The 22,120-nt window shown below is 30.6% G+C and carries 19 protein-coding genes; 11 read left to right on the top strand and 8 right to left on the bottom strand.

Annotation, left to right across the window (positions count from 1 at the left end):
* Positions 1-177 precede the first annotated feature (177 nt).
* On the top strand, positions 178-1,554 hold the full coding sequence (locus tag H0I27_RS04475; protein ID WP_218732696.1) for an aldehyde dehydrogenase: 1,377 nt from the start codon (positions 178-180) through the stop codon (positions 1,552-1,554).
* 100 nt (positions 1,555-1,654) lie between these two features.
* Entirely contained in the window at positions 1,655-4,057 is a 2,403-nt protein-coding gene (locus tag H0I27_RS04470) for a helix-turn-helix domain-containing protein (RefSeq protein WP_218732695.1), read from the top strand.
* 206 nt (positions 4,058-4,263) lie between these two features.
* Here the strand turns inward: H0I27_RS04470 and recJ are convergent, their stop codons facing one another.
* Together recJ and H0I27_RS04460 are read right to left on the bottom strand one after the other, a co-directional pair.
* Entirely contained in the window at positions 4,264-5,949 is a 1,686-nt protein-coding gene (recJ, locus tag H0I27_RS04465; RefSeq protein ID WP_218732694.1) for a single-stranded-DNA-specific exonuclease RecJ, read from the bottom strand.
* Between the two features lie 14 nt (positions 5,950-5,963).
* A complete protein-coding gene (locus H0I27_RS04460; RefSeq protein ID WP_218732693.1) occupies positions 5,964-6,395 on the bottom strand; it encodes an OsmC family protein in 432 nt (143 codons plus the stop codon).
* Positions 6,396-6,704: 309 nt separating this feature from the next.
* Between H0I27_RS04460 and H0I27_RS04455 the strand changes: the two genes are divergently transcribed.
* Together H0I27_RS04455 and H0I27_RS04450 are read left to right on the top strand one after the other, a co-directional pair.
* Positions 6,705-9,743 carry a SusC/RagA family TonB-linked outer membrane protein gene (locus H0I27_RS04455; protein WP_254712610.1) on the top strand — a complete coding sequence of 1,013 codons (3,039 nt, stop codon included), beginning with the start codon at positions 6,705-6,707 and terminating at the stop codon, positions 9,741-9,743.
* 10 nt (positions 9,744-9,753) lie between these two features.
* Positions 9,754-11,265: a SusD/RagB family nutrient-binding outer membrane lipoprotein gene (locus H0I27_RS04450; protein ID WP_218732692.1), complete on the top strand. Its 1,512-nt coding sequence runs from the start codon at positions 9,754-9,756 to the stop codon at positions 11,263-11,265.
* Between the two features lie 83 nt (positions 11,266-11,348).
* Here H0I27_RS04450 and H0I27_RS04445 read toward each other — a convergent pair whose 3' ends face one another.
* From H0I27_RS04445 to H0I27_RS04435, 3 genes are read right to left on the bottom strand one after another with little or no spacing between them, the layout of a single operon-like run.
* Positions 11,349-12,008 carry a peptidoglycan recognition family protein gene (locus H0I27_RS04445; protein ID WP_218732691.1) on the bottom strand — a complete coding sequence of 220 codons (660 nt, stop codon included), beginning with the start codon at positions 12,006-12,008 and terminating at the stop codon, positions 11,349-11,351.
* 14 nt (positions 12,009-12,022) lie between these two features.
* Positions 12,023-13,045 carry an aminotransferase class I/II-fold pyridoxal phosphate-dependent enzyme gene (locus tag H0I27_RS04440; protein WP_218732690.1) on the bottom strand — a complete coding sequence of 341 codons (1,023 nt, stop codon included), beginning with the start codon at positions 13,043-13,045 and terminating at the stop codon, positions 12,023-12,025.
* 2 nt (positions 13,046-13,047) lie between these two features.
* Positions 13,048-14,058, bottom strand: a complete 1,011-nt coding sequence (locus H0I27_RS04435; RefSeq protein ID WP_218732689.1) for a dipeptide epimerase — start codon at positions 14,056-14,058, stop codon at positions 13,048-13,050.
* A gap of 69 nt (positions 14,059-14,127) precedes the next feature.
* Here H0I27_RS04435 and H0I27_RS04430 point away from each other — a divergent pair, with 69 nt between their 5' ends.
* Positions 14,128-14,718, top strand: coding sequence for a carboxymuconolactone decarboxylase family protein (locus tag H0I27_RS04430; protein WP_218732688.1), 591 nt, complete (start codon positions 14,128-14,130; stop codon positions 14,716-14,718).
* A gap of 196 nt (positions 14,719-14,914) precedes the next feature.
* Positions 14,915-15,925 carry a hypothetical protein gene (locus H0I27_RS04425; protein ID WP_218732687.1) on the top strand — a complete coding sequence of 337 codons (1,011 nt, stop codon included), beginning with the start codon at positions 14,915-14,917 and terminating at the stop codon, positions 15,923-15,925.
* On the opposite strand, the gene H0I27_RS04420 is transcribed toward H0I27_RS04425, so the two are convergent.
* Both H0I27_RS04420 and H0I27_RS04415 read right to left on the bottom strand, forming a co-directional pair.
* Positions 15,887-16,465, bottom strand: a complete 579-nt coding sequence (locus H0I27_RS04420) for a uracil-DNA glycosylase family protein (protein ID WP_218732686.1) — start codon at positions 16,463-16,465, stop codon at positions 15,887-15,889. The two genes, H0I27_RS04425 and H0I27_RS04420, sit on opposite strands and share 39 nt — an antisense overlap.
* Positions 16,466-16,589: 124 nt before the next feature.
* The gene (locus H0I27_RS04415; RefSeq protein ID WP_218732685.1) at positions 16,590-16,931 is read right to left on the bottom strand and encodes a HopJ type III effector protein; all 342 of its coding nucleotides are present in this window, start codon (positions 16,929-16,931) and stop codon (positions 16,590-16,592) included.
* Positions 16,932-17,050: 119 nt separating this feature from the next.
* Here H0I27_RS04415 and H0I27_RS04410 point away from each other — a divergent pair, with 119 nt between their 5' ends.
* From H0I27_RS04410 to H0I27_RS04400, 3 genes are read left to right on the top strand one after another with little or no spacing between them, the layout of a single operon-like run.
* Positions 17,051-17,563 carry an RNA polymerase sigma factor gene (locus H0I27_RS04410; RefSeq protein ID WP_218732684.1) on the top strand — a complete coding sequence of 171 codons (513 nt, stop codon included), beginning with the start codon at positions 17,051-17,053 and terminating at the stop codon, positions 17,561-17,563.
* Positions 17,544-17,966: a hypothetical protein gene (locus tag H0I27_RS04405; protein ID WP_218732683.1), complete on the top strand. Its 423-nt coding sequence runs from the start codon at positions 17,544-17,546 to the stop codon at positions 17,964-17,966. Before H0I27_RS04410 ends, H0I27_RS04405 begins: the two co-directional genes overlap by 20 nt.
* A gap of 39 nt (positions 17,967-18,005) precedes the next feature.
* Positions 18,006-18,503, top strand: coding sequence for a hypothetical protein (locus tag H0I27_RS04400; protein ID WP_218732682.1), 498 nt, complete (start codon positions 18,006-18,008; stop codon positions 18,501-18,503).
* Between the two features lie 73 nt (positions 18,504-18,576).
* On the opposite strand, the gene rsmI is transcribed toward H0I27_RS04400, so the two are convergent.
* Positions 18,577-19,254, bottom strand: coding sequence for a 16S rRNA (cytidine(1402)-2'-O)-methyltransferase (gene rsmI, locus H0I27_RS04395; protein WP_218732681.1), 678 nt, complete (start codon positions 19,252-19,254; stop codon positions 18,577-18,579).
* A gap of 334 nt (positions 19,255-19,588) precedes the next feature.
* Here rsmI and aspS point away from each other — a divergent pair, with 334 nt between their 5' ends.
* Together aspS and H0I27_RS04385 are read left to right on the top strand one after the other, a co-directional pair.
* A complete protein-coding gene (gene aspS, locus H0I27_RS04390) occupies positions 19,589-21,343 on the top strand; it encodes an aspartate--tRNA ligase (protein WP_218732680.1) in 1,755 nt (584 codons plus the stop codon).
* Positions 21,344-21,389: 46 nt separating this feature from the next.
* Positions 21,390-22,097, top strand: a complete 708-nt coding sequence (locus tag H0I27_RS04385) for a DUF6503 family protein (RefSeq protein WP_218732679.1) — start codon at positions 21,390-21,392, stop codon at positions 22,095-22,097.
* The last annotated feature ends 23 nt before the right edge of the window (positions 22,098-22,120 follow it).

Here is a 22,120-nt window from a genome sequence, read left to right as displayed (position 1 = left end):
TCTTATAAAGTTTAAATAGTATAACTCAATTTTTGCTGTAATAAATAAAATTACATCACGACAAAAATAATAGTAGCATTTAAAAGTCATAATCCACTAATTTCTATTAAATTTAGTGATAAAGAATGCTTTTACAATTCTTAAATATTTCAACAAACAGTAATTAGATATATTACCATGAAAGAAACATCAAAAGAAATAATTCTAAAAAACATAGCAGCACACAAGTCATTTTTTGACACACATAAAACAAAAGATATTAGCTTTCGATTAACACAATTAAAAACGTTAAAAAAAGCCATTCTTCAATATCAACAAAAAATTGAAACTGCTTTGTGGCAAGATTTACACAAATCACCAGAAGAAGCATATTTAACAGAAATAAGTATTGTTATCGGTGAAATTGACAACCATATTAAACATATAAAAAAATGGGCAGCTCCCAAAAGAGTTACTTCTCCACTTCATTTAATTCCTGCTTCTAGTAAAATTATATACGAACCATTAGGTACAGCATTAATTGTTGCTCCTTGGAATTATCCTTTTCAACTACTTATAAATACTTTAGTTGGCGCAATTTCGGCAGGTTGCTGTAGCGTATTAAAACCATCTCCAGACACACCAACTGTTGCTAAAGTAATGGAAGAAATGATTTTAGAAAATTTTGATTCTAATTATATAAGTGTTGTGCATGGCGGAAGAGAAACCAACACCATATTATTTGCACAACGTTTCGATATCATTTTCTTTACAGGAAGTCCTAAAGTTGGTAAAGTAGTTATGAAAGCTGCTGCAGAAAATCTAACACCTGTAGTTTTAGAATTGGGCGGAAAAAGTCCGTGTATTGTAGACGCAGATGCCAATATTGATATTGCTGCAAAGCGTATTATTTGGGGTAAATTAATTAATGCCGGACAAACATGTATTGCTCCAGATTATCTTTTTGCCCATGAATCTATTAAAACTGAATTATTAGACAAAATTGCAGAAAACATCAAGTTGATGTACGGTGATGATATTAAACAAAGTCGTTTTTATCCACGTATTGTAAATGAAGATGCAGTAAAGCGATTAAGTGGTTTATTAAACGAAGGAACAATACATACAGGTGGAGAAATCGATATGAAAGAGAAGTTTATTGCACCTACTATTATAGATAATGTTCAGGCAGATTTTAAAATCATGCAATCAGAAATATTCGGACCAATATTACCTGTAATGAGTTTTAATCATATTGATGAAACTATAGATTACATCAATAAAAATGAAAAACCTTTGGCTTTCTATTATTTTGGAAAAAATAAAAATGCGAAAGATATTTTAGCAAAAACCTCATCTGGTGGAGCTTGTATTAATGATACGTTAATGCATGTAAGCAACCACAATTTACCTTTTGGAGGTGTAGGAAATAGTGGATTAGGAAATTATCACGGACAAAATAGTTTTTTTGCTTTTAGCCATAAAAGAGCCGTTGTTACTAACCCAACATGGATAGATTTACCTTTAAAATACATCCCTTTTAAATATTTTAATATTATTAAAAAACTTCTTTAAAAAAAGAACAACCTATAAAATCTACTTAGTTCATACAAATAAATTGAAATCGTTTAATTTGTTTTAACGGCTATTTATTACCTTGCAAAAAAAAGTAAAAATGTCAAAAAATCCTGAATTAGAACTTGCCTTACAATTTATAGATAAAACAGATAGAAATCTTTTTATCACCGGAAAAGCAGGTACAGGAAAAACTACTTTTTTACATCAAATTAAAAAGGAATCTTTAAAAAGAATGGTTATTGTTGCACCAACTGGTGTTGCAGCAATTAATGCAAAAGGAGTAACGATTCATTCTTTTTTTCAAATGCCTTTTGGTCCTATCTTACCAGATCAGATTGCAAATACAAACCAGCAACGTAAGTTTTCTAAAACTAAAATAGATATCATCAAATCGTTAGATTTAATAATTATTGATGAAATTTCTATGGTTCGTGCCGATTTGCTAGACGGAATAGATCAAGTAATGCGTCGTTATAAAAACAGAAACAAAGTTTTTGGAGGTGCACAAGTTTTAATGATTGGAGATTTACAACAATTAGCACCCGTTGTAAGGCCAAATGAATGGAGTTTATTGCAACAACATTACAATACCGTTTACTTTTTTAGCTCTAAAGCGTATCAAGAAGCCGATGTTGTTTCCATAGAATTAAAACATATTTACCGTCAGAAAAATGAAGATTTTATTACCATCTTAAATGAAATTAGAACCGATACTTTATCAGAAAAATCTGCTGAAATTTTAAATAGAAATTACGACCCTACCTTCTCTCCTACTAAAGATGACGGTTACATTACCTTAACAACACATAACAATAGAGCCAATTTAATTAACAGTTCAGAATTAAATAAACTCAATACCAAAAGTTACTTTTTTAAAGCTGATGTTTCTGGTAAATTCAATGATAATGCTTTCCCTAATGATGAAAAGTTAGAATTGAAAATGGGAGCACAGGTAATGTTTATCAAAAATGATTCATCACCAGAAAAAAGGTATTACAACGGAAAAATAGGAATTATAACCGATATTTCGTTACAAAATGTAACGGTACAATGTCCCAATGAAATTGATGAGATTGTTACGGAAAGAGAAACTTGGGATAATGTAAATTATTCTATAAACGACGAAACTAAAGAAATTAAAGAAGATGTAATTGGTTCTTTTTCTCAAATCCCTTTGCGATTGGCTTGGGCAATTACCATTCATAAAAGTCAGGGTTTAACCTTCGAAAAAGCCATTATAGATGCAGAAGCTTCTTTTGCACACGGACAAACGTATGTTGCCTTAAGTAGGTGTACTTCTTTAGAGGGTTTGGTTTTAAAAACACCAATTACCAGCAGTGCAATTATTAATGACAGAACAGTTAGTATTTTTAATGAAAGTGTAGAAGAAAATCACCCAGATGAACGTGTTTTGAACGAATCTGAAAAACACTTTCAGCTGAATTTAATTTCTGAGTTATTCGATTACCAGCCATTTTTATATCCCGTTTCTAGATTGATAGATATTTTTTACAAGAATCATACAAGTATCAAAGGAGATGTTATAGATCATTTACAAACTATAAAAGATGATGGTGTTGTAGCTTTAATGAAAGTTTCTAACGGATTTAAAAATCAATTAGCGCAAATTTGTGAAGACAATATACTACCAGAAAATAGTTCTCAAATTCAAGAACGCTTTACCAAAGCCGTTGATTATTTTGTAACACAAACAAAAGGAAATATTCTAAAACCTTTAAATGCAATTCAGTTTTCAACAGATAATAAAACAGTAAAAAGTGATTTTACCAAACAATTTGACAACTTACAAGAAAAGCTATTAGAAAAATTGTTTGCGCTTCAAAAAATAAATAATGGTTTTAAAGTGCAAGACTATTTAAAAGTAAGAGCAAATGCCGTTTTACAAAAATCATCACCCGCTAAAAAGAAAACAGTAGCCTCTAAACGCGACCCTATTTTAGCCTTAAAATTACGTGAATTAAGAGATGAAATTTCAAAAGATTTAGGAATTCCTCATTTTCAAATTTTTACACAAGAAACTTTATACGCCATGTGCGATGACTTACCAAGAACAGAAAAAGCTTTGCTAAGCACTGTTGGAATGGGAAAAACTCGTGTAAAAAAATATGGTGAACAAATTTTAGAAGCCATAGAAGATTATTGTAGAAAAAACGGAATCAATAAATTAAACGAACAAAAAAAAGAAGATAAGAAACCTACCAAACAAATTACTTTTGAGTTGTTTAAATCTGGCCTTTCTATAAAAGATATTGCTAAAGAAAGAAGTCTAACTTCTGGAACTGTAGAAAGCCATTTGGCGAGTTATATTCCCTCTGGTGATATTGATATTTTAGAATTGATAGATATTAAGAAATACAAGAAAATGGTAAATGCCATAGAAGACACCGAGTTTAAAAGCTTAACAGACCTAAAAGAAAAAGTAGACAAATCTTTTTCTTTTATGGAATTGAGGATGGTTTTGATGTCTATAGAAAATTAATTTAAAATATTTTAAAATAAAGTGTAAGTTTTAATAAAAACAATCGTCTTAATGATTATGGTAAGATACTTTCTTATCATTTTCTTTTTCATAGCAATTTTCCCACTTCTAATTTAGGAGTGGGTTTTTTATTAAAATGAATATTTATATAGAAACTTTAGATCCCTCATCGTTCCTACATCTCTCTATCGGAATGACATTTATTTCTACTTCAAGTCTTTCAATAACAATTGAATCGATTTATTACCATTCCATATGTTTTCATCTAAACCGTAGACAATATCAAAATCATTCTGAACAAATTCCATTTTATCACCCAAACCAAAACCAATTGAATTAAAAGTTCTTTTATTATCACCTTGAAAAACATTGAGTTTTAAGTGCGTTTTATCTGCACCAACCTGTTTTCCGTAACCATTATCTCTTACGCAACTTGTTTTAAAAGTCGGTCGCATATTCATAGGACCAAAAGGGGCCATTTGCTGAATGATTCTAAAAAACTTAGGTGTAATTTCTAACAAATCTATTTCTGCATCTATAGAAATCTCAGGAGTTAACAACTCTTTATCAATTGTAGCTTTTACAACTTCTTCAAACTTATTTTTAAAATTCTCGTAGTTTTCTGGTGCTAAAGTTAAACCCGCTGCATATTTATGTCCCCCAAATTGTTCTATAAAATCTTCACAAGCATGCAATGCATTATAAACATCAAAACCTTTTACAGAACGTGCGGAAGCCGCTAATTTATCGCCACTTTTGGTAAAAACTAAGGTGGGTCTGTAATACTTTTCTATTAAACGAGAAGCAACAATACCAATAACACCTTTATGCCAATCTTCTTGAAAAACCACCGATGTAAAACGGTCTTCTTCCTCATTATCAATAATCTGTATTAAAGCTTGATCTGTAATTTTCTTATCTAAATCTTTTCTATCAGCATTAAAAATTTCTATAGCAGCAGCAAACTCCACTGCCGAGTCAAAATCCATTTCCGTTAATAATTCTACTGCATAATTACCATGTTTCATTCTACCTGCAGCATTTATTCTTGGTGCAATAGTAAATACAACATCGGTAATGGTAAGTTCTGTTTTTTTCGTTTGATGAATAATTGCCTTTATTCCGTTTCTCGGACTTTGATTAATTACATGTAAACCATGATACGCCAAAACTCTATTTTCGCCATTCATAGGTACAATATCTGCAGCAATTGCCGTAGCAACCAAATCTAAGTACGGAATAAAATCTTCTATTGTTTGACCTCTAGAACTACCCAAAGCCTGAATCAATTTAAACCCAACTCCACACCCACAAAGTTCATCGAAAGGATAGGTACAATCTTCTCTTTTTGCATTTAAAACAGCTACTGCTTTCGGAATTTCATCACCAGGTTTATGGTGATCGCAAATAATAAAATCTACATTTTTTTCGGTTGCGTAGGCAACTTTATCAATAGCTTTTATTCCGCAATCTAAGGCAATAATTAAAGAAAAATCATTGTCATGTGCAAAATCAATTCCCATATAGGAAACGCCATAACCTTCGGCGTACCTATCAGGTATATAAGTGGCAATATTTGGATGAATCGTTTTTAAATAAGATGCAACCAAAGAAACTGCTGTAGTTCCGTCTACATCATAATCACCAAAAACTAAAATATTTTCATTATTAGCAATTGCTTTTTCAATTCTAGTAACTGCGAGATCCATGTCTTTCATTAAAAAAGGATCATGAATTTCATCTAAACTTGGACGAAAATAATTTTTAGCATCCTCAAAAGTTTCAATATTTCTTTGACATAGAATTTCAGCTATAGTTTTATCTACCTGCAACTCTTTTGCTAATTTTTCTACCTTTTCTTTATCCGCTTTTGGTTTTAACGTCCATCTCATAGCTAATTTATCGCTTAGTTCTCAATTTTATGTAAATGAATTTCAATTTCTACCTCAGCAAATTGACGAAACATCTCCATAACACCACAATATTTTGTTACCGATAAGTTTACTGCTTTCTGAATTTTTTCTGGCTTTAAATCTGTATCAGTAAAATGATAATCTACTTTTACTTTATTATAAAACTTTGGATGCTCATCTGTTAACTCTGCTGTTATATCAATTTTAAAATCTGCAACTTCTGCACGCATTTTTGTTAATAATGAAACTACATCTAAACCAGAACAACCAGCTAAAGAGGCTAACATTAAGGCTTTCGGTCTGTACCCTTTTCCCTCTCCTCCACTTTCTTCGCCAGCATCCATTGTTAAATTTAACCCACTCGGATTATCAGATTCAAATTGCATGTTTTCTTTCCAGGTAGTTTTTACAATATTTGTAGTCATATTAAATGATTTTAGTATAGATTTTTAAAAGTTGAAATAGTAATTTATGCTTATTCTTACAAAAATAAGAAAACACACAGTAGTTAATGGTTAAAATAAATAGAATGTTTCTTTTAAGAAGTACAGTCTTTATGCAATTTTTAATAACACTTAATTTTAGGTGTCTTTTTAGAAGATTCTCAATTTTTTATGATTTTTTGCACACTTAATGCTGTTTTTTGTTTTTTCTTGCTGTTTTATTAATTTTTTTAAGAGAATTATCTTTTTTTTAGCTAATTTTATCAAAATATTAACCAACAAAACATTTTTATGATAAAAAAACTTTTTTTTACAGTTTCACTTATCTTTATGGTTACATTAAATATTCAATCTCAAGAAATTAATGTCAAAGGAAAAGTAACAGATAACACGGGAGAATTACCAGGAGTAAGTGTGTTAATTAAAGGCACTAAAATAGGTACAAGTACCGATTTTAATGGAATGTATTCTATTACAGCAAAAAAAGGAGAAACAATTGTTTTTACTTCTTTAGGTTTTAAAAGAAAAGAAGTTCAAGTAAATTCTGCTACATTAAACGTTGTATTAGAAGAAGACACTAATATATTAAATGAGGTAGTAGTAACTTCTTTCGGTGTTAAAAGACAAAAAAAATCTTTAGGTTTTGCCGCGCAAGCATTAAAATCTGAAGAACTTTTAGAAGGAAACCAAAGTAATATGGTAAACTCTTTACAAGGAAAAGTTTCTGGTGTTACAGTTACTAGTTCTGGTGGTGCACCTGGGTCTTCTGCTGTAATTATGATTCGTGGAGGTACTTCTATAACAGGAAATAACCAACCACTAATGATTGTTGATGGATTACCGATAGACAATTCTACCGATTCTAGTTCTGAAGTTGCAAGTACAAATAGAGCATCTGATTTAAACCCAGAAGATATTGAAAGCATTACGGTTCTTAAAGGGCCTGCCGCTGCTGCTTTATATGGTATACAAGCCGCAGAAGGAGCTGTTATTATTACTACCAAAAGAGGAAAAGAAGGTATGAGTAAAGTTTTTCTTTCTTCATCTCTTTCTGTAGACAATGTTATGGGAACCCCAGACATTCAACAAATGTATGGTCAAGGTGAACAAATTGTTCAGACCGATGGAAGTATTAATTATAATTTAGAAAGTCCACTTTCTTGGGGAGAAGCAATATCGCCTGGTACAAAAACATATAACCATATAAAAGACTTTTATAAAACGGGAATTTCGCAAAACTACTTTGCAAGTTATACAGGTGGTAATGCTAAAGGAAATACGTATTTTTCTATAGGGAATTTAGATAATCAAGGGATTATACCATCTACTTCTTACAATAAAACTACTTTTAGAATTAATCAAAATTCGAAAATTTCAGAAAAACTTACTTTATCTGTTTTAGGTAATTACGTTAGAACAAATATTAAAAGTACCCTACAAGGAAATGCAACTGGTGGTAGTATTACTAGTTTATTAAATTATCCTTCTAATGTAAATATTAATGATTATACAGATCTAGACGGAGCTCAAAAGGGTTTTTATACAGGTCAACAAACTGACAATGTTTATTGGAGTTTAGATAACAGCCCTAATACAAATGAATTAAATAGATTTATTGGTTCTATTGGATTAGATTATGCTATTAATGAAAATTTAAATCTATCCTATAAGTTTGGTGCAGATATTTACGATCAACATAGTAGAAGAATAACCGCAAATGGTTCTTTAAACGAATCTAGAGATGAAGGTTATATCTCTCAATACGAAAGATTGTATAAAAAATACACTTCAAATTTTATAGCTACTTATACTAAAAAATTATCAGAAAAATTTGAATTGAACTTATTAGCCGGTAATACTATAGAAGATAGTAATGTAAAAACAGACTACTTAACTGGTAATGGTTTTTTAGCTCCAGGTATTTATAATATCAGTAATGTTTCAACAGAAAATCAAACCATATTAGAGCGTATTGCTAGAAAAAGAAATGTGGGTGTTTTCGGAGAAATAAAATTAGGATATAAAGATGCATTATTTTTAAATGTTACTGGTAGAAATGACTGGTCTTCTACACTACCGTCAAAGAGTAGATCTTTCTTTTACCCTTCCGTAGGAGGATCTGCTGTTCTTACAGATTTATTTGATATTAAATCTGAAGGTAATGGATTAAATTATTTAAAATTAAGAAGTACTTGGGCTCAAGTAGGTAAAGATGCACCAATTGGTCAATTAGAAAGTTACTTGGTAACTCAAATTAATGGACTTGGTAGTACAGGTTATGCATACAACGGAGTAGATGTTGGTAACGCAGCTTTAGAACCAGAATTTACAAATAGTTGGGAGTTTGGTTTCGATTCTAGCTTCTTAAACAATAGGTTAAGTTTTAATGCAACGTATTATAAGAGTATTTCAGATAATCAAATATTATCAGATATACGTGTTCCTCCAACAGCAGGTACTTTTTACGCAACCTTAAATGGTGGAGAAATAGAAAACAAAGGTATAGAAGCATTATTATCTGTTAAATTAATGCCAAACACATCTGAATTTCAATGGGATATGAATTTTAACTTTGGAAGCAATGTAACCACAGTTATTGACTTACCAGGAGAACTAAATGAGGTGTATTTATCTGATTCTTGGACTTTTTTAAACTCTGCTGCAGGAGCAGGTGTTTTAGATGCTTCATTATTTTCACTTAGGGGTAAAAGAGCTATTAAAAATGAAAATGGAGAAGTTTTAATAGGAACCGACGGATACCCAACATTAACAGATGAAACTTATGCTGATGTTGATAGACAACCAGATTTTACATTAGGTATTTCAAGTACTTTAAGATATAAAAACTTTGGTTTATCATTTTTATTAGACATTGTAGAAGGTAATACTGTGTACAATGCTACTGCATCTGCATTGGCTTATTATGGTGTAGGAACATCTACTTTAGATAGAGGTACTACAACAATTATTCCTGGTATAAAAGCAGATGGAACTGCAAATGATATTTCAGTAACAAAGAACCAAGAATACTATCAAAATTATTATGCTTTAAACTCAGAAAACTTTGTTGAAGATGGTTCTTATACACGTTTAAGATATGTTAGTTTAAATTATAAGTTAAGTAAAAAATTATTAGACCGTTTGCCAATCTCTAATTTAGAGTTTTCTTTAACAGGTAGAAACCTTTTAACAATTACTAATTATAGTGGTGTAGATCCAGAAATAAATGCATTTGGAGGAGGAGTTCCAGGAGCAGGTTCTGTTGGAGTAGATAATCTTGGTACCCCAAATACTAAAGGTTTTGATCTTGGTCTTAAATTAACTTTTTAAAATATAAAAAATGAAATATTTAAAATATACAACTTTTATACTATTAGTTAGTATCGTGTTTTTATCATGTTCAGAAGATTATTTCGATGTAAATAGTTCTGTAACTGCACCAACAACACAATCATTAGAACCTCAATACCGTATAAAAGGTGCCATAGAAAACATGTTTACAGGTGTTATCTATAGAGGTAGTAGAGAGGTATTAGGAATAACACAACATGGAGCGCAAAATGTTGCCAACTATTATTCAGAAACTTGGAGTAGCTTTTTAACTACAGGTAGCTATTTTTTATGGCAAAATGCATACGTGTATTCCTTACCTAACACTGCAGATTTAATTGTTTTAGGAGAAAAACATAACTCTCCAAACTTTATAGCAGTTGGTAAAATTTTACGAGCGTATGGTTTTGGTACAACAACAGATCAATATGGTGACATTGTTTTTACAGAAACTTATGATGGAGTATCTTCTTTAAACTTAACTCCGGAATTTGAAACTCAAAAAGCAGTGTATCAAGGAATCATAGAAATGTTAGATGAAGCAATTGCACAAATTAACCAACCAAGTAACATTGAATTAAATGCTAACGGAGGTGATGTTTTTTATAATGGAAATAAAGAACAATGGACAAGATTAGCTTATGCTTTAAAGGCTCGTTATTTAAACCATTTATCTAAGAAAAGTTCTGGTGATATGGCTTACGATGCAGATGCAATTATAGAAGCATGTTCTAAAGCTTTACAATCTAATGCAGACAATGCATTTAGATCTTATGGTGGTGGAGAAGCAGAAAATGATCGCCAACCTTATGCAACAGGAGGTTACGGAAGCTCTAGAGTAGATTATTTTTCTCACTTTTTTGTAGAATTATTAAAAAACTCATTAGACTTAGATACTCCTTATGAGGATCCTCGTCTTAAAATTATTGTACCAGAAGCAGTAAATGGCGGATACCAAGGTGTTAGAACAGGAGAAGGTCCTTTACCTAATAATACAGATGGTGGTGATAATTATTCTGTTGGAAATGGTGGTTTTTACACCAGCCCTACTGCTCCAACTTACTTAATGACATATAGCGAGGTAAAATACATAGAAGCAGAAGCTAGATTAAGAAAAGGAGATAACTCTGGTGCTTATACTGCTTTAAAAGCAGGAATTCAGGCAGATTTTGAAAAAGCGGAAGCAACAGGAACTGAAACAGCAGGTTATTTAGCTAAAATGGATGCAGAAGTAGGAGAAGCTGGTATTACATTATCTCATATTATGATTCAGAAATACATTACATTACTTTTTGACCCTGAGACTTGGGTAGACATGAGAAGAATGGATTATAGCAATACAATTTATCCTGGTTTAGAAAGACCAATAAATGTAAATTTAGCTATTTTCCCTGGAGAAAATGATTGGATTCAGGCAATGGTATATGAATACAATGAAGAAGATAGAAATTACGAAAACATGCCAGATAATACTGCAAATGTTAGATTAACAACACCTCTTTGGTGGAATGTAGCTGAATAATCAACTATAATTTATTAGATCAAAAGAAAAGCATCAGAAATAATTTCTGATGCTTTTTTTATTCTATATTTTTTTTTAAAATATTATTCTTTCACAGGAACTTCTTTAAATCCTAATTCTTTAGTAGCACTTTTAATTTTCATTAAAAAGTCTTTTCCTGGATCTGTTTTTAATGTTCTATAGCCATTGTCTTTTTCTAACCATAAATCATGATTTTCAAAATTAGTATATTCATAATGACCAATAACGTAATCTATCTCGTATTTATTTTTTAAATAAGTAACAAGCCAGATATTTGCTTCCAATTGTTTTTCGGTTAAAGGTGTAGATTCTGTACCACCAACATTTTCTATTCCAATAGCACAATGATTTAAACCAATTACATGCCTTGCCATAAAATTTTCTGGCATTAATCTATAAATTGTACCGTCTAAATCAACTAAAAACTGAGAAGAAACATTTAACTGACTAGCAGTATTAATTTTTGTTCTGTGACTTCCTATTTTTGTATTTACAAATGCTCCAAAAGACTTTTCTAATGTTGGTATCGCAGTCCAATGTATTACCACCATCTTAGGAGTAATTATTGGAGAATCTTGAACAATACCATAATGAGATTCTAAATATTCTAACGTTAATTGTTCCCTTAACTCTCCAAAATCTATAGGTTTATCTATAATTTTTAGGTCTTCTTTACAAGCAACAGCACTAATTAATAGTAGTAAAAGGTATATTTTTTTCATTTGTAAAATTTATATTAGTTATTAATTGAGTCGATTAAAGCATCTAATTGCGCTTTAGTATGATTCGCATTCAAAACAATTCTATTAAACTTTTTAGTACTTGTAGCGTAATAAAAGGAGGTTATCAAGATATTTTCATCTAACAAAATTTGTTCTATTTGTTCATCAGAATGAAAGAAAACAGGATACGTTTTATCAATAGTAATTGCTTTATTATCTTTTAACTGATCATACACATACTCCATATTACTTTTCAGTTTTACTAATTGTTTTTTATAAATTTCTTGTGCATTTATAAAAACCTCTAAAAAAGCAGGACTCATACCTGCACACCCAATAAAAAGCTTGTTTTTTTTGATAAGATTAATAAAACTTAAATCTCCTGCAATTATACCTCCATTAACACCAAAAGATTTTCCTAAAGAAGAACTAATAATCACTTTTATATTTTTTCTTTTTAGCACTAAATTAGAAATTCCGTTTCCATTTTCTCCTAAAACACCCAAACTATGAGATTCATCAATCAGCAGATAAATGGTGTTAGAAATGTCTATTTCATTTAAAAAATCAAAAGAAAACGGTGTTGTTTCAAATGCAGCAATTCCGTCTAAAACAATACTTATTTTTTTATTTTTGATTATTTTTAAAGATGGATTTAATTCGGAATCATTAAAAACAGCCAACGCATTTTCCGGCAAAATTGCCGGATGCGTTTTTGGCATAAAATAAAAAGCATCTACAAACGTGTCTAATATTTTTATAGCAAATTGACCTGCTAAAGTTCCTGATGAAACTGTTACAGCAGCTTCTGTTTGCAAAAAATTAGCCAAGTAAGTTTCACCTCTTTGATAAATAGCTAATTTTATATTTGCACTTCTAGAGCTTCCGTAAGAAACTCCCCATTTTTGAATAGCTTTAAAAAGTAATTCTTGAAACTCGGGTAAAGCAGCAGCTCCTAAATAAGAAGTTCCACTAAAATACAAATATTCTTTTCCGCTTAAAAAAGCTGTTGTAGTTGGTACTTTTTCTAATTGCATATTTATAACAATGAAGCTCCGGTTCCATTTTCATCAGCATAAGAAATTACCCCATTATCTATAGTAATTCCATTAGCAATGTCTTTTTTCAATAACAAACCACCGTCCATATCTACATAATCTAAAAGAGGTAATAAATGTGCAATTGCAGAAATACCTACGGTAGATTCTGTCATGCAACCAACCATTGTTTTTAAACCTAATTCTTTGGCTTTTTCCAACATTCTTTTACCAGGTGTTAAACCTCCACATTTTGTTAACTTTACGTTTACACCATGAAATAAACCAAAACATTTTTCTACATCACTCTCTACAATACAACTTTCATCTGCTATTATTGGTAAAGCAGAATTTTTGAATAATTTTTTAGCGCCTTCAATATCATCTGCTTTTAAAGGTTGCTCTAAAAACTCTACACCTAATTCTTTTAATTTAAAAGAATTCTCTATTGCTTGATCTGCAGTCCAACCACAATTGGCGTCAATTCTAAAAATTGCATCAGAATGTTTTCTTAATTCAGTTACTATTTCAATATCATTTTTAGTCCCTAATTTTATTTTATAAATTGGCCAAGGAAGTTCTTTCATCTTCGCTAACATTTTTTCAACAGAATCGATACCAATAGTATAATCTGTCATTGGATTTTTATCGGTATTTAACCCCCAAACATCATATAGTTTTTTTCCTTTTTTACGTGCATTTAAGTCATTAAAAGCAATATCTAAAGCACATAAAGCAAACATATTTTCAGCAAATAACGGTTGTAATTTTTGCCAAAAATTAGCAGGCTCCTCTCCCGACAAAGACTTAATAAAAGGTAAGTATTGTTGAATAGTAGCCATCATGTTTTCGACAGTAATATTATAATAAGGGTTTGAAGTTGCTTCACCAAAACCAGAAAATCCATCTGAAATTAACTCTACAACTAAACTTGGTTGAAAGTCATGAGACTCTCTAGAGATTGTAAAAGTGTGTTTTAATTGAAGATTATAAGAATGCAGTTTTATTTCCATTTTTTTACAGTTATATTTATCGTAAAGTTATAAAAATAGAATTCCATAAATAAATTTAAAATCATAAATATGCCATTAGTAACCCCATTATCCGCAGAACACGATATAGAAACAAAAGAATTAGCCCTATTTTTTAATGAGACCTTAGGTTTTTGCCCAAATTCTGTTTTAACAATGCAGCGAAGACCTGCAATTTCAAAAGCTTTCATCAACTTAAATAAAGCCGTTATGGCAAATGAAGGCAGGGTAACATCTGCATTAAAAAGAATGATTGCTTGGGTTTCTAGTAATGCTACCGGTTGTAGATATTGCCAAGCCCACGCCATTAGAGCTGCAGAACGTTACGGAGCAGAACAAGAGCAATTAGATAATATTTGGGAATACAAAACACACCCTGCTTTTTCTGATGCTGAACGCGCTGCATTAGATTTTTCTTTAGCTGCTTCTATGGTACCTAATGCTGTTGACGCAAAAATTAAAAATGAATTATATAAATATTGGGATGAAGGTGAAATTGTAGAAATGTTAGGTGTAATTTCCCTTTTTGGATACTTAAATCGTTGGAATGATTCCATGGGAACAACCTTAGAAAAAGATGCAATTGATAGCGGAGATCAATATTTAGGAAAACATGGTTTTGAAGTTGGTAAACATCAATAAAAAGCAGTACATTTATTTTTCAAAAAAAAAGAACTCCTCACTATAAAAGTGAGGAGGTTCAAATAAATTATTAAGGTCCCCCAACCTTTTCAAATTTAGTACACAAAAGTAAAGAAAACATTAGTTTTAAAATTGTGTATTTCACAAAAAATAAATGTTTTTTTTGTGATTTTTAAGTACGAAAAAAAAGGCCTAAATGAAAAGCTCAGAAGAAGAATTATTTAATTACATTAAACAGAAACTCCCTAAAAACGTTTCTTTTATAGATAAAATTGCAGAGGTTTTAGATTTAAGTTATGATGCTGCATATAGAAGGGTTAACAGAAAAACAGCATTAAATTTAGCTGAAACGTTAAAACTTGCAAATCATTACAATATAGATTTAAACACCTTATTATTATCCACCAACAATAGTAAAAGGATTATTGTAGAGAAAACTCATCATATAATTGAAGATGACTTTTTACAAACTTTTTTAGATAAATCATCTAATGAAATTCAAAAATTACAAGAGTCGAGAAAAGCATTATTAATAAACTCTCTTAAAGACTACCCTCTATATCATGCGGGCAGTGGTTTTTTTTCTATGTTTAGAATATTTGCTTTAATTAATATATCTACTAAAGATTCTAATATTAAAAAAATGCCTTTTTCGGAATTTACGCCCTCTTCTGAAATTTTGAAAAAGCACAAGACTTTTTTAAAAGGATACAATAAAATATCATTAACAGAAATATGGAGTGATTCTACGATAGATAATATTTTAAATCAAATTCAATATTTTTTTGACATAGGTCTCACCACAAAACCAGAGTCAATAATGATTGCTGATAGTTTGGTAGATTCATTAAAGGTAATTGAAGAACAAGCAAAAAATCAAAAAAGAAACCATAGTGAAAGTAGTTACCAATTATACCACAACAATTTGGTTCCACTATTAAATACGGTAATTATGAAATCTGAAACCCAAAAAAAGATTTTTGTGCCCTATACTAATTTAAGTTATTTTAGAATAAGTGATGAAAATACAACAAACCAGATTGAACAACATTTTAAAACGCAAATAGAGTTTTCTAACAACCTTTCTGGTGATGCCTCTGTAGAAAGACAAAAGTTTTTTAATACTTTATATCAAAAGATTGAAAATCGAAAAACAAGACTTTCTCTTTCATTTTCTCCTAATGATGTTTTGAACCCTATTTTCTAATTCCGGAATTACATTTTTCTCAAACCATGGATTTTTAGTCATCCAAAACCGATTTCTGGGAGACGGATGTGGCAATGTAAAATATTTAGGCAAATACTCCGGATAATTATCTACCGTTTCTGTGAGCGTACGTTTAGCTTTGTCTTTTAAATAATAGTTCTGTGCATACATTCCTATTAAAATAATCAGTTCTAGATTTGGCATTAACTCAAATAATTGTTGATGCCATTTTGGTGCACATTCTTTACGTGGTGATTTATCTCCACTTTTTCCTTTTCCGGGATAACAAAAACCCATTGGTACAATGGCAAATTTTTCTACATCATAAAATTCCTCATCAGAAACATTCAACCATTTTCTTAATTGTTTTCCACTTGCATCGTCCCAAGGAATTCCGGATTTATGAACCTTTGTTCCTGGAGCTTGCCCAACAATAACAATTTTAGAATTTTTGTGAGCACTAACAACCGGGTTTGCTCCCAAATCTAGATTAGGTTCACAAATGGTACATTGTTTTATTTCTGATAAAAGGCTTTGCATTCTCTAAAAATAGTAGTTTTTATTTTTTAAAACAAAGTAACTACAATAAATAGCTTTTTAATATGAGATTTCTCAATCGTTGAAAAACTCATTTCGAAATGACATTCGAACTCTAAAAAAAAGCTTATTTCAATTCTAAAGCGACACCTTCAAAAGACAAACCATCGAAACCTGTTTTCATGAAGTTTCTAATATTTTGATGAGAATCTCCATTTTCATCTTCTAAAACATTTTTATAATGTTCTCCAAAACAAAATAAGGTTTCTTCTTTTGTTAATTTTTGAGCAACAGAAAAAGCAAATAATTTACAAGAACCAGAATTCTCGCCTGCATTATTTTTAATGTCTCCGTTTATAAAAGTAGTTGGCGTAAAGTTAAAATTATCTTCAATTACTTGCATTGTGTCTGCAAAGTTAATTGATGTTGGATTTGATTTTAACTTGGTTTTTAATTCTTGAATAATCATATTAATGTTTTAAAGAAATTATATATTTACGTACTTGTTTCCAGTAATTTTCTTCAAATTTAAAATAAAAACAACATTCTTTGTTATAAAATCATAAGTTTCCTCGTTATATAAAAAGAATGAACAAGATAGATTTTAAACATAAAGTATTTTCATTATCGGAACGTTTATTTCCTATGGTTGCTCGTATGCTTGGTTCTGCTAATGCAGAAGATGCAATTCAAGAAATAATGTTAAAACTCTGGCAGAAACGTAAACAAGTAGAAAAGCATCCTAATATTAATGGCTTTGTATTTTTAACAGCACGTAATTATTGTATAGATATTTTAAGGAAAAAACCTTTTGTATTAGATGATGCAACAGATTATTTTAAGATTTTGGAATCTAAAAAAGATTACACCAATATAGAATGGAAAGAGTTAAATACAATTATTTTAGAAATTCTTAAAAAATTACCAAAGCAACAAACAGAAGTTTTTATGATGCGAGATTTAGATGGGTACGAGTTTACAGAAATAGCTGCTGCATTAGAAATTAAAATTGAACACGTTAGAGTTTTACTTTCTAGAGCAAGAAAACAAATAGGTGTTGAGTTAGAAAAAACATATAGTTATGAAAGAGGAAAATATTAAAAACTTAATTACAAAATACAAATTAGGTTCAAGTTCTTTAAAAGAAGAATCTTTTTTATTTGAGAACGTAAATGATTCAGAAACCGCCATTAAAACAGTGGCTACTTTTGTAAAAAAGAACAAAAAAGTGGCTCCTGATAATTTTAATAATGATTTATGGAAATCTTTTGATAAAAAAACAACTCAAAAAAATAGATTTAAAATTGGACTAATTTCAGCTGCAGCATCAATCTTATTGATCAGCACACTTTATATAAATACTATAAGTGATAGCGGTTTGAGTTATGGAGAAAAAGAAGCTTTACTAAACGAGGCTAAAAATATGTTTACAAAACAAGAAGTACAACCAATTAGCGTACTTATTGAAAGTGACTTGATAATTGTATACACTAAAATAGAGTAAAACCACTAAAAATAATTATTAATATTAAATTTATATAAAATGAAGAAAGTACTATTTATCGCTATTATAATGTTGTTATCATCAACAATAATTACAGCTCAAGAAGAGAAAAAAGAAGGGAAAGAAAATATTTATGTAAAGTTAAAAGAAGGTGCTAAGCCTACTATTTATATTGACGGTAAAGTATTCGATTTTCCTATGGATTTAATTGATCAAAATAAAATAGCGTCTGTATTTGTTGTAAAGGGAGAACAAGCTTTAAAAAAATACAATTCACCAAATGGTGTTATTTTAATAAAAACAAAAGAGTTAGAAGCAACTGGAATTTCTAACCTTAAAATAGAGAAAAAAAATAATACTGTTACTGATAAAAACGCACCAATGGTAATTGTTGATGGTAAAGTTACAGATAGAAAAACGTTAGATACTATAAGTCCTAATACTATTAAAAAGATGGAAGTTTTAAAAGGAGAAAAAGCAATAGAAAAATACAACTCACCAAATGGTGTCATTATAATTACTACTAAAAAAATGTAATAAATCTTTAGTTTTTGTGTAAAATCCCAATAAATAGAATTTCTATTTATTGGGATTTTATGTAATTAATAATTTACTTAGAAGATTTCCCTTCTACAATTACAACAATTTCTCCTTTTGGTGGTTTTGCTGTATAATGAGCCAAAACTTCGGTTGCAGTTCCTCTAATGGTTTCTTCGAACATTTTTGTTAATTCTCTACTTACAGAAACTTGTCTATCAGCTCCAAAATATTCTACAAAATGCCCAAGTGTTTTTACTAATTTATGTGGAGATTCGTAAAAAATCATCGTTCTTGTTTCTTCCGCTAATAATAAAAATCGAGTTAGTCTTCCTTTTTTTACAGGTAAAAAACCTTCGAACACAAACTTATCATTTGGCAACCCAGAATTTACCAAAGCAGGCACAAAAGCTGTTGCTCCAGGTAAACAATCTACCTCAATATTATTTTCTACACAAGCTCTGGTTAGTAAGAAACCAGGATCTGAAATTGCAGGTGTTCCGGCATCTGAAATTAAAGCGCAAGTTTCTCCGTTTTGTATTCTTTGCACAATTCCTTTTACAGATTTATGTTCATTATGCATGTGGTGACTGTGCATTTGTGTAGCAATCTCAAAGTGTTTTAAAAGTTTACCACTTGTACGCGTGTCTTCCGCTAAAATAAAATCTACTTCTTTTAGAATTCGTACTGCTCTAAAAGTCATATCTTCTAAATTACCTATTGGTGTTGGTACTAAATATAATTTACTCATCTTATTTTAGTTATCAGATATCAATTATCAGTAATCAAAAAAAAGATAACTGATAGTTGTTTTAATAAAATTGTATTTAGAAGTTTCTAATTCTTCTATACTACAAATTTACAAAGAATTGTACGGATTTTGCGTTACCGATTGCAGCAATTGTTTGAGCTCTTTTTTATTCTTTTTCTGAATAAAAAAAGCGAGTGCGGAAAGCGGGGCATTTCTGTTTAGAAATGAACGCCCAAAAAACTAATATTCAATAGAAAATGATTATTTTTGCAGCTTCAATTAATGATACTTCTGCCATTGAGAAAATGGTAGACACCAATATAAAAATAAAGAAATGTATAGAAGTCATTCTTGTGGCGAGTTAAACGCATCGCATATAAATACAGAAGTTACCTTAGCGGGTTGGGTACAAAAAAGCCGTGATAAAGGGTTTATGATTTGGGTAGATTTACGTGATAGATACGGAGTTACGCAATTAATGTTTGATGAAGAGCGTACGCCAAAGGAAATGATGGAGAAAGCAAAATCTCTTGGTAGAGAATTTGTGATTCAGGTTACAGGAACCGTTATTGAGCGTGAGTCTAAAAATGACAAAATGGCTACTGGTGCTGTAGAATTGTTGGTTTCTAAATTAGAAATCTTAAACGCATCTATTACGCCTCCTTTTACTATTGAAGATAAAACGGATGGTGGAGAAGATATCCGTATGAAATACAGATATTTAGACATTAGAAGAAATCCTGTTAAAGACAGTTTAATTTTCCGTCATAAAGTGGCAATGGAAGTTCGAAAATATCTTTCTGATGAAGACTTTATTGAAGTAGAAACGCCTTATTTAATAAAATCTACACCAGAAGGCGCAAGAGATTTTGTGGTGCCAAGTAGAATGAATGAAGGTCAGTTTTATGCGTTACCTCAATCTCCACAAACCTTTAAACAATTGTTGATGGTTGGTGGAATGGATAAATATTTTCAGATTGTAAAATGCTTTAGAGATGAAGATTTACGTGCAGACAGACAACCAGAATTTACCCAAATTGACTGTGAAATGGCATTTGTTGAGCAAGAGGATATTTTAAATATTTTTGAAGGATTAACGCGTCACTTACTAAAAGAAGTGAATAATGTTGAGGTGGAGAAATTCCCAAGAATGTTATATGACGATGCAATGAAATTGTATGGAAATGACAAACCAGATATCCGTTTTGGAATGGAGTTTGGCGAGTTAAACGCAGTTACGCAGCACAAAGATTTTGGTGTTTTTAATAGCGCAGAATTGGTAGTTGGTATTGCTGTACCTGGAGGAAACGCATACACAAGAAAAGAAATAGACAATATTATTAAGTGGGTTAAGCGTCCGCAAGTTGGTGCTTTAGGAATGATTTACGCACGTGTAAACGAAGATGGATCTTTTAAATCTTCTGTAGATAAATTCTACGACCAAGAAGATTTAGCGAAGTGGGCAGAAATTACCGGTGCAAAACCTGGTGATTTAATCTGTGTTTTATCTGGAGAAACTAATAAAGTAAGAGCACAATTATCTGCTTTGCGTATGGAATTAGCAGAACGTTTAGGTTTAAGAGATCCTAAAGTATTTGCTCCGCTTTGGGTAATTGACTTTCCTTTATTAGAGTTAGATGAAGAAACTGGGCATTACCATGCAATGCATCACCCGTTTACATCACCTAAACCTGGTCAGATGGAATTATTAGACACAGATCCTGGTGCTGTAAAAGCAAATGCGTACGATTTGGTGTTAAACGGAAATGAAATTGGAGGTGGTTCTATTAGAATTCACGACAAGCAAATGCAAGCAACTATGTTGAAGCATTTAGGTTTTTCTGAAGAAGATGCCAGAGCTCAATTTGGTTTCTTAATGGATGCTTTTGAATACGGAGCACCTCCTCACGGTGGATTGGCTTTTGGATTGGATAGATTGGTTGCTATTTTAGGCGGACAAGAAACCATTAGAGACTTTATTGCATTCCCAAAAAACAATTCTGGTAGAGATGTTATGATTGATGCACCTGCATTTATTGATGATGAACAACTGAAAGAGTTAAGCCTTCGCTTAAACATAAAAGCATAAAATTTTTAAATCCCGCTTCTGCGGGATTTTTTATTACTTTTAAATTATGAAAAAACTAACCACACTTTTACTCCTTTTTATTTCAATCACTTCTTTTTCGCAAGAAATTACTGGTGATGAATTGTTAGATAAAGCGATTCAATTTCATGATCCTAATGGAAATTGGGCTGCTTTTAATGGTGAATTATTTGTTACCATGGAAATTCCTGAAAAATCTCCAAGAAAAAGTGCTCTTAAAATTAATTTGCCTAAAGAATATTTTTCTGTAAAAGCAATTAGAGATACAATTACTACGGAATATACTGTAGACAAAGGTGTTGCTAGTTTTACTTTTAATGGTAATAGCAAGCCGTCTGAAGCAATTAAAAAGAAATTTAATTTGAATGCTGAACGCGCAAACATGTATAAAAACTATTATACATATTTGTTCGGTTTACCAATGAAGCTGAAGGATAAAGGCACAATTATTGATCAAAAAATAACAAAGAAAACATTTAAAGGGAAAGAATATTTGGTTTTAAAAGCTACATATTCCGCAGAAGTTGGTAAAGATACTTGGTACTTTTATTTTGATCCGACTACATATGCAATGGAAGTCTATCAGTTTTTTAAAGAAACAAAAGATAGCGGAGAATACATTTTACTTTCTGATTTAGAAACAATAAATGGTGTGAAAATGCCTAAAACCAGAGCATGGTATTATAATAAAGATAATGGCTACTTAGGAACCGATATCTTATCTTCACAAAAATAAATGAAATCCTTTACTTTATTCTA

This window comes from Polaribacter sp. HaHaR_3_91, from assembly GCF_019278525.1.
Taxonomy (GTDB): Bacteria; Bacteroidota; Bacteroidia; order Flavobacteriales; family Flavobacteriaceae; genus Polaribacter.
The sequence above is the reverse complement of the archived record's forward strand: the minus strand, read 5'-3'. Positions and strand labels throughout refer to the sequence as shown.

Coding starts and splice junctions, on each gene's coding strand:
- H0I27_RS04410 (WP_218732684.1), top strand. CDS start 17,051: ATGAACAAGATAGATTTTAAACATAAAGTATTTTCATTATCGGAACGT.
- H0I27_RS04455 (WP_254712610.1), top strand. CDS start 6,705: ATGATAAAAAAACTTTTTTTTACAGTTTCACTTATCTTTATGGTTACA.
- H0I27_RS04415 (WP_218732685.1), bottom strand. CDS start 16,931: ATGATTATTCAAGAATTAAAAACCAAGTTAAAATCAAATCCAACATCA.
- H0I27_RS04460 (WP_218732693.1), bottom strand. CDS start 6,395: ATGACTACAAATATTGTAAAAACTACCTGGAAAGAAAACATGCAATTT.
- H0I27_RS04420 (WP_218732686.1), bottom strand. CDS start 16,465: ATGCAAAGCCTTTTATCAGAAATAAAACAATGTACCATTTGTGAACCT.
- H0I27_RS04440 (WP_218732690.1), bottom strand. CDS start 13,045: ATGCAATTAGAAAAAGTACCAACTACAACAGCTTTTTTAAGCGGAAAA.
- aspS (WP_218732680.1), top strand. CDS start 19,589: ATGTATAGAAGTCATTCTTGTGGCGAGTTAAACGCATCGCATATAAAT.
- H0I27_RS04475 (WP_218732696.1), top strand. CDS start 178: ATGAAAGAAACATCAAAAGAAATAATTCTAAAAAACATAGCAGCACAC.
- rsmI (WP_218732681.1), bottom strand. CDS start 19,254: ATGAGTAAATTATATTTAGTACCAACACCAATAGGTAATTTAGAAGAT.
- H0I27_RS04435 (WP_218732689.1), bottom strand. CDS start 14,058: ATGGAAATAAAACTGCATTCTTATAATCTTCAATTAAAACACACTTTT.
- H0I27_RS04450 (WP_218732692.1), top strand. CDS start 9,754: ATGAAATATTTAAAATATACAACTTTTATACTATTAGTTAGTATCGTG.
- recJ (WP_218732694.1), bottom strand. CDS start 5,949: ATGAGATGGACGTTAAAACCAAAAGCGGATAAAGAAAAGGTAGAAAAA.
- H0I27_RS04445 (WP_218732691.1), bottom strand. CDS start 12,008: ATGAAAAAAATATACCTTTTACTACTATTAATTAGTGCTGTTGCTTGT.
- H0I27_RS04425 (WP_218732687.1), top strand. CDS start 14,915: ATGAAAAGCTCAGAAGAAGAATTATTTAATTACATTAAACAGAAACTC.
- H0I27_RS04385 (WP_218732679.1), top strand. CDS start 21,390: ATGAAAAAACTAACCACACTTTTACTCCTTTTTATTTCAATCACTTCT.
- H0I27_RS04470 (WP_218732695.1), top strand. CDS start 1,655: ATGTCAAAAAATCCTGAATTAGAACTTGCCTTACAATTTATAGATAAA.
- H0I27_RS04400 (WP_218732682.1), top strand. CDS start 18,006: ATGAAGAAAGTACTATTTATCGCTATTATAATGTTGTTATCATCAACA.
- H0I27_RS04405 (WP_218732683.1), top strand. CDS start 17,544: ATGAAAGAGGAAAATATTAAAAACTTAATTACAAAATACAAATTAGGT.
- H0I27_RS04430 (WP_218732688.1), top strand. CDS start 14,128: ATGCCATTAGTAACCCCATTATCCGCAGAACACGATATAGAAACAAAA.